The sequence below is a fragment of the Vibrio sp. genome (assembly GCF_050299255.1).
Classification (GTDB): Bacteria; Pseudomonadota; Gammaproteobacteria; order Enterobacterales; family Vibrionaceae; genus Vibrio.
In genome coordinates this window covers 1-6,876 of the sequence record NZ_JBNKVP010000117.1, presented here as the reverse complement: position 1 = coordinate 6,876, position 6,876 = coordinate 1, and the positions used below count along the sequence as shown (strand labels likewise).

Genomic DNA, 6,876 nt, shown 5'->3' with positions numbered 1-6,876 from the left:
GCTTTTGCAGCAAGTTGGTATACCGTCACCAGCACAAAGGTATCATGAATACCCGCATCAGCTCTCTGGAGGCATGAGACAGCGGGTGATGATTGCCATGGCGCTGATCAATGAGCCGGAACTGCTGATTGCGGACGAGCCGACTACAGCACTGGACGTCTCTGTTCAGGCGCAAATCCTGGATCTGCTGAAAGATCTGCAGCAGGAACTCGGTATGGCGATGCTGTTCATTACCCACGATTTAAGCATTGTCCGGCGTATTGCTGACCGGGTTGCGGTGATGCAAGACGGTCAGCTGGTGGAAACGGCGCCCTGCAAACAGCTGTTCTCTGCCCCGCAGCATCCTTATACCCGCAAACTGATTGACTCGGATCCGAGAGGCGAGCCGGTTGCGGTGAACAGTCAGGCTGAAACGCTGCTCCAGGTTGATCAACTGAAAGTCTGGTTTCCCATCACTGGTGGAGTGTTTAAACGGGTGATATCGCACGTGAAAGCGGTCACCGATATGGCGTTTGAGCTACGGCGTGGCCACTCGATTGGCCTGGTTGGGGAGAGTGGCTCTGGCAAGTCTACCACTGGTATGGCGATCTTGAAGCTGGTGAATTCTGAAGGCTCAATTACCTTTGATCAGCAGCAGTTACAGGGGTTGGACCACAAAGGTATGCTACCTTTCCGCAGTCGTATGCAGGTGGTGTTTCAAGACCCGTTTTCAGCGCTTAACCCGCGTATGTCGGTAGCGCAGGTGATCGGCGAAGGGTTGCGGGTACACCAGAGTTTTGATGAAGCGACCTTAGACGAGATGATTTGCGAAGTGATGCGTGAAGTGGACCTGGATCCGGAAACCCGTCACCGCTACCCGAACGAATTCTCCGGTGGTCAAAGGCAGCGCATAGCCATTGCGCGTGCGTTAATTCTCAAACCGGAATTTATCCTGTTGGATGAGCCCACTTCATCGCTCGATAGAACTGTCCAGGCACAGGTGCTGGACCTGCTTAAATCGCTGCAACAGAAATATCAGCTGACCTATCTGTTTATCAGCCATGACCTGAATGTGGTCAAATCTCTATGTCACTACACGATTGTGATGAGAAATGGCGAGATAGTAGAGCAGGGCAATACGGCGCAGTTGTTTAGCCAGCCTGGCCACGCCTATACGCAGGAGCTGGTTGCTTTGTCGAGTTTCTAGTATGGTTTGTTATGGAGGCTTAATTAAGCGTTAAGCCTTTAATTTCAAGCGCTGCTGGTGGTCGCATAGTCATGATGCTTACAGCATTAAACACAGGTATAGCGGGTGGCGCTGGCAATGGTTAGTGGTTTGGAGAACCAGTAGCCCTGTAGATAGGTTGCGCCCATCTCTATAAACTTATGCTGTATGTCAGCCGTTTCTATCCCTTCGATCACGATGTCGACGTTGTGCGTCCGGCATAACTGGATAACAAAGCGCAGGTACTCGTTACTGGCGGGGTTGTCCAGCGCGCGCCAGGCCATCGACTTGTCGATCTTGATCTGATCCAGCGGCAGGTCAAAGAAACTGTTCAGGGAACTATAGCCTGCGCCAAAGTCATCCAGAGAGAGCTTGAAGCCGAGTTGGCTCAGTTTATCTAACTGTTCCACGGCTTCCTCGTTGCCGTCCAATATGATGGTTTCCGTCAGTTCCAACACGATATGCTTGGTGGCAACGCCATGTTTACAGACAATAGCCTGTAATCGTTTAGGGAACTGCCGGTTAAGCAACTGAAGCACAGAGACATTGATATTGACTCGGACGTCTTTGCCGTGTGTTTGTTGGTAGCGACGGATAAACTCGCAGGCTTTATCAAACACCAGGTAGCCGAGGTCGACGATCAGACCTTTGTTTTCCGCCACCGAGATAAATTCATCCGGGTAGATTTCGCCAAAACTGGAACTGCTCCAGCGAACCAGGGCTTCAAAGCTGGCGATGCTTTGACTCTGGGCACAGATAATCGGCTGGAATTTAACTTTCAGCGTCTCTTCATAGATCGCACTTTGCAGACCGTGTTCGATGTAAAAATGGCGGTCGACTTTTGCCTTGGTACATGCTTCGTATACTTCAACATGATTGGCCGACTTTTCGCTGGCAAACTGGCAGGTACGGGATGCCACGTGAATGATATCCGCAGGGGAAAGACCCGTGTTTAGATTTGGGTAGATACCGATACTGATATTCTTGCCATACAGGTTGCCCTGATCGTTCAGCGATTGCTGGTAGTTGCGGACCAGCGTCTCTCCCAGTTTGACTAATTCACCGCCCTGGTACTGGCCGGAGACAATAACCGCAAAATCATCTGAACGTACCCGATAAAAATCGGCGTATCGATTCGGCAAGCAACTTAAAGCGCACTGCAAGTGTTTAAGCAGCTCTTTGATCACTTCAGAACCGTACAGGTTGAGATAGGACTTAATATCATCGATTTGGATGTAGAAAAGGGAATGAGAGTGCTGCGGGTCTTGCGCCAGCTCATCCATATCAATCAACAGCTTGCTTCGATTAGACAAGCCGCTGGAACTATCGCGAAACGCCGCCTGCTGGACAAAGCTTTCCATTAGTTTTTTGTCTGAGATGTCGCGGTGGCAGCCAATCATAAACCGCTGGCCGTCTTTGGTGTGGGTTATCGCGGTGGCCTCTACCCACATATACTCACCATTAGATTGTTTTACCCGATACTGGCTGGTGACTTTGCTGTCTACATCCAATAGGTGGGCATCTATCCGGTTTAGTAATTTGAGTTGATCAACGGGATGTACCAGCTCCATCCACACCTGCATATCAAACTGACCGTTGCTTAAGCCGAATTTTTCATAGAATGCCGAATTGTAGAAAAAAACAGTATCCTCGCCAGACATGTAGAACACGCCATCGTTCATCACATCAAACATGTGAATAAAATGGTTGTTCATCAGTTCGTCGATGTCTGAGATTGTCAGTGCGGCTTTATTCAGTGCCAGCATGCGATCTTTCACTCCCTGTGTATCGAGGCTGGTTAGCTTTGATTGCGTTGATGATAATGTCGTCTTGGCCATAGATATTGATATCGGACAGGCTTGGTCGAACATTGAGTCATTTGAGCTAAAAAGCTTCAGGTTTTGTGATCCGGCAACTGAATTGTGCAAGCTGGCAGCTTCAGATAACTCATTGATAAATATCATCTATGGATACAGAGAGATTGGAGTGTGCTTAAGGCATATCATCCGTACAACTGATGTATCCAGTATTTCATTTTTATGAAATTAATATGACTTAAACTCGAATGAGTTTGGATTGCATCTAACAAACAATGGAAACATGATCCTGCTTCCATAATTGTTATCGGTTTAACAGTGCGATACAACCCCGAATGAGATTTAAATAGATGGTCATTAGTTATTGTTATTAAACAAGTTTCTTATTTAGAGTTCCAGCCGGACTGAGTCAGTTTGTTTGCAAAATCTTCACTAGTGCATCCAGTGCGGCGCTGATTTCATTCTCCCTGTGCGCCTTACTCAGTACGCGGAAGCCCTGCATCTGGCTAATAATCAGTGCGCTGAGTTGTTCGGCAGGAATCAGGCTAGTGATTTCACCGCATTGTTGCCCTTTTTGTAGCGCATTGAGAAGCAGTTCTTGCAGAGTATCAAATAGCCGGTCGCCCTTTTGCAGAACTGACTCATCCTGGCCAGCATGCTCCACCAGAGCATTTTGCATAAAACAGCCGCAGCTTGACTGGTGCTGACGCGCGGCAAATTCGGTAAGAAAGCGGATAATGTCAGGCAATGAAGCAGATTGGTCGCTGAGCTGAACCAAACCGGGCAGTGAAACCGTCTGTAGGTAATGATCCAGCGCTTCGTAGTAGAGCGACTGCTTATCTGTAAAGCTGTTGTAGAGGCTAAAGCGGTTGATATTTAACTTCTCGACCAAATCAGCGACAGAAGTGTTGGCATAACCCTTACTCCAGAACAGCTCCATTGCCAGTTGCAGTTTTTCCTGACGATCAAAATTACATTTTCTTGCCATGAGTATTGCCTATGCTGTTGCGGTTTCGCCGACTGGGTCACTTGATGGTAACGCAATTTATAACTAACCTAAACGTTCGGTTAGTAATTTGTGCGAACAGCTTGAGGAGTTGGTGTGAAAATTTACGAAACAGCCGTAACACCCAGTTGCAGACGGGTAGGGATATTTCTTAATGAACTGGGTATCGATGTTGAGCGGGTGGCCATAAACGTGCGCGAAGGCGACAACCTGGCACCTGAATATGCAGGCAAAAGCATCAACGGCAAAGTACCGCTGCTGGAGCTGGACGATGGCACAACCATTTGCGAATCGGTGGCCATCTGCCGCTACTTTGATCAAATCACCGACAACGATGCGGCGCTGTTCGGCCGTGACGCGAAGGAGCAGGCGCTAGTTGAGATGTGGCACCGGGTCACTGAATTTCAGGGATTGTATGCTGCCTTCCAGGCATTTCGTAACATTAGCGGCATATATAAAGACCGTGAGCGTTGCGTGGAGCAGTGGGGGCAGGAATCCAAGCAACGAGTAGAAGAGTTTTTGCCGGTATTGGATAAGCGTTTGGCTGCCAGCCGTTATGTGGCGTGTGAGCGCTTTACCATAGTGGATATTACCGCTTTCATTTTTGTTGGCTTTTGCAGTAAGGCGCTCAATATCGAGGTACTGGATCAGTACCCTAATATCGCCGAGTGGTTCGGCCGTATCAGCCAAAGGGCAGCATTCCAATAATTATTTCTGGTACTCTATGGGCGTCGCTAGGGCGCCCTGTAAATCAACCCGCTTTCACGCCTGAATATCTTGACGTATACTCACGCCCTCAACCGAATATACAGGCCGTAACAGATGAATGACGAAGTACAATCAGCCGATTTTGACGATGATCAGCAAGAGATCGAAATAGAAGCGATTGGCATTGAGGTGTCCAGCCAGCCGATAGAACTGTACAAAGTATTCAAGATCGCCAATTTGGTTAGTGGTGGCGGTGAAGCCAAGCACATCATTGCCGAAGGATACGTTGCGGTAAATGGTGAAATTGAAACTCGCAAGCGCCGTAAGATGTATGACGGTGATTTTTTTGAGTTCAATCAGGAATACTATGTGGTGCTGTGTGATCAACCGGTCACTGAGCCGACCACCGCCAAAGAAAAACAGCCTACCGAGCAAGCAAAGCCACAAGGTAATTCACGTGCGCAGTCACAGCGTAGTGGCAAACACAATGATCGTGGTAGCAAGAAAACTGGTCAGAAACCTGCTCAAAATCAGCAAGATCAAGAGGCGGCTACAAAATCAACCCGGTCGGGACGCAAAAACATCGACTTTTTCTAAGCTCAGCCAAATTGCCGGGCAGAACATGCCTGGCAATAGCGGCTATTTAGTCAGATCATCGATAATCGGGCAGTGGCTGCCACCATCGCCAGGGCAAGCAGAGATCCAACCTTTCAGCTGCTTTTTAATCTCATTTAACTCACGTAGTTTCAGTTCGACTTCTTTCAACTTCTCTTCGGCGTGCGCTTTTACTTCACTACTTTTACGATTAGGGTTTTGTGCCAAGCGGACAAAATCACGACATTCTGCTAACGAAAAACCGGCATTTTTGGCGCGTGAAATCAGCTTCAGCTCGACAACATGGTGATCTGTGTACTCACGATATCCTGCATCGGTGCGCAGCGGTGGCGTGATGATACCTTTGTCTTCGTATAGTCGGATAGATTTACTGGATAATCCGGTCAGGTCAGCGACGACTCCAATATTCATACCTAGCTCCGTAAAGATGGTGTTACCGCCATACTACTGCTAAACGTTGTCTCAGACCAGTGCCACAAAAGCTGGTTTTGAAAGCCAATGTAACGAGCCAGAACGTCTGTGGGGCAATCGATTACGTCTGTAGCCCGGTAAAGGAGAAATAATTCACTTGTCTAAAAAATTCGATACTTGCGTCAGATCAAGAAAAAACGGTTTGATTTGCCCAGTTTATTAAAAGAAAGTTGAACAATTAAAAAATTATTGAATAATGCTAATACGTACCCCCGGAAGCAAAATGCTTCAACAAAAATTCTGAAACAGGAATCCAGCCAAATGTCTAATTCACTCGTACTGGTCATCAACTCAGGTAGTTCTTCGCTAAAATTTGCAGTCATCGACGCCAAAACTGGTAATGCGCTCGTAACCGGTTTAGGGGAATGTTTTGGTTTGCCGGAAGCAGTGATCAGTTGGAAGGTAAATGGAGAGAAAACGGAAGAAGCGATCAACGCGCCTGACAACCATCACCAACATGCCATCAACCGCATTGTGGCACTGATGGCGTCATTAGGCTTTGACAAAGAGCTGGTCGCGATTGGCCATCGTATCGTTCATGGCGGTGAGAAATTTACTTCAACGGTACAAATCAATGACGAAGTGCTGGCAGAAATTGAAGCGCTGTCTGACTTAGCGCCACTGCATAATCCGGCTGGCGCGAAAGGCATTAAAGCGGCCATGCAAGCCTTCCCAAGCTTGCCTCAGTTTGCCGTGTTCGACACCGCTTTTCACCAAACTATGCCGCAAAAAGCGTTTACCGGCGCTATCGCAAACGAATTGTACAAAGAATATGGCATTCGCCGCTACGGATTCCACGGCACCAGCCATTACTTTGTTAGCCGTGAAGCGGCTAAGATGTTGAACAAACCGGTCGAAGAATCGAGCTTTATTTCTGTTCACCTGGGTAATGGTGCTTCTGTTTGTGCTATTCGCGATGGCAAATCTGTCGATACTTCTATGGGCTTCACCCCATTGGCGGGACTGATGATGGGGACACGTTCGGGTGACCTTGACCCGGGTATCATTGAGTTTCTAATGAAAAAAGGCTGGAGCCAGGAAAAAGTTTTTGAAAC

Annotated in this window: 7 protein-coding genes; 4 read left to right on the top strand and 3 right to left on the bottom strand. The window is 48.0% G+C overall.

What is annotated here, in order from left to right; translation table 11 throughout:
• Positions 1 to 1,186, top strand: a 1,186-nt coding sequence (locus tag ACQY6F_RS17710; protein WP_428776331.1) for an ABC transporter ATP-binding protein, incomplete at its 5' end; no start/stop codon positions are given.
• An 86-nt stretch (positions 1,187 to 1,272) separates the two neighbouring features.
• On the opposite strand, the gene ACQY6F_RS17705 is transcribed toward ACQY6F_RS17710, so the two are convergent.
• Entirely contained in the window at positions 1,273 to 2,970 is a 1,698-nt protein-coding gene (locus ACQY6F_RS17705; RefSeq protein WP_428776329.1) for an EAL domain-containing protein, read from the bottom strand.
• A gap of 460 nt (positions 2,971 to 3,430) precedes the next feature.
• Positions 3,431 to 4,009, bottom strand: a complete 579-nt coding sequence (locus ACQY6F_RS17700; protein ID WP_428776327.1) for a TetR/AcrR family transcriptional regulator — start codon at positions 4,007 to 4,009, stop codon at positions 3,431 to 3,433.
• 114 nt (positions 4,010 to 4,123) lie between these two features.
• Here ACQY6F_RS17700 and ACQY6F_RS17695 point away from each other — a divergent pair, with 114 nt between their 5' ends.
• Together ACQY6F_RS17695 and ACQY6F_RS17690 are read left to right on the top strand one after the other, a co-directional pair.
• Complete coding sequence (locus tag ACQY6F_RS17695; RefSeq protein ID WP_428776326.1) at positions 4,124 to 4,735, top strand: glutathione S-transferase; 612 nt, start codon at positions 4,124 to 4,126, stop codon at positions 4,733 to 4,735.
• Between the two features lie 114 nt (positions 4,736 to 4,849).
• Positions 4,850 to 5,332, top strand: a complete 483-nt coding sequence (locus ACQY6F_RS17690; protein WP_428776324.1) for an RNA-binding S4 domain-containing protein — start codon at positions 4,850 to 4,852, stop codon at positions 5,330 to 5,332.
• 42 nt (positions 5,333 to 5,374) lie between these two features.
• On the opposite strand, the gene cueR is transcribed toward ACQY6F_RS17690, so the two are convergent.
• Positions 5,375 to 5,761 (bottom strand): Cu(I)-responsive transcriptional regulator, encoded by a 387-nt coding sequence (cueR, locus tag ACQY6F_RS17685; protein WP_428776323.1) that lies wholly within the window; start codon positions 5,759 to 5,761, stop codon positions 5,375 to 5,377.
• Positions 5,762 to 6,082: 321 nt separating this feature from the next.
• Here cueR and ACQY6F_RS17680 point away from each other — a divergent pair.
• On the top strand, positions 6,083 to 6,876 hold a 794-nt coding region (locus ACQY6F_RS17680; RefSeq protein WP_428776321.1), incomplete at its 3' end, for an acetate/propionate family kinase.

What these genes read in the sequence shown, in the direction of transcription:
- ACQY6F_RS17705 (WP_428776329.1), bottom strand. Translation starts at nt 2,970, where the DNA reads ATGCTGGCACTGAATAAAGCCGCACTGACAATCTCAGACATCGACGAA.
- ACQY6F_RS17700 (WP_428776327.1), bottom strand. Translation starts at nt 4,009, where the DNA reads ATGGCAAGAAAATGTAATTTTGATCGTCAGGAAAAACTGCAACTGGCA.
- ACQY6F_RS17690 (WP_428776324.1), top strand. Translation starts at nt 4,850, where the DNA reads ATGAATGACGAAGTACAATCAGCCGATTTTGACGATGATCAGCAAGAG.
- cueR (WP_428776323.1), bottom strand. Translation starts at nt 5,761, where the DNA reads ATGAATATTGGAGTCGTCGCTGACCTGACCGGATTATCCAGTAAATCT.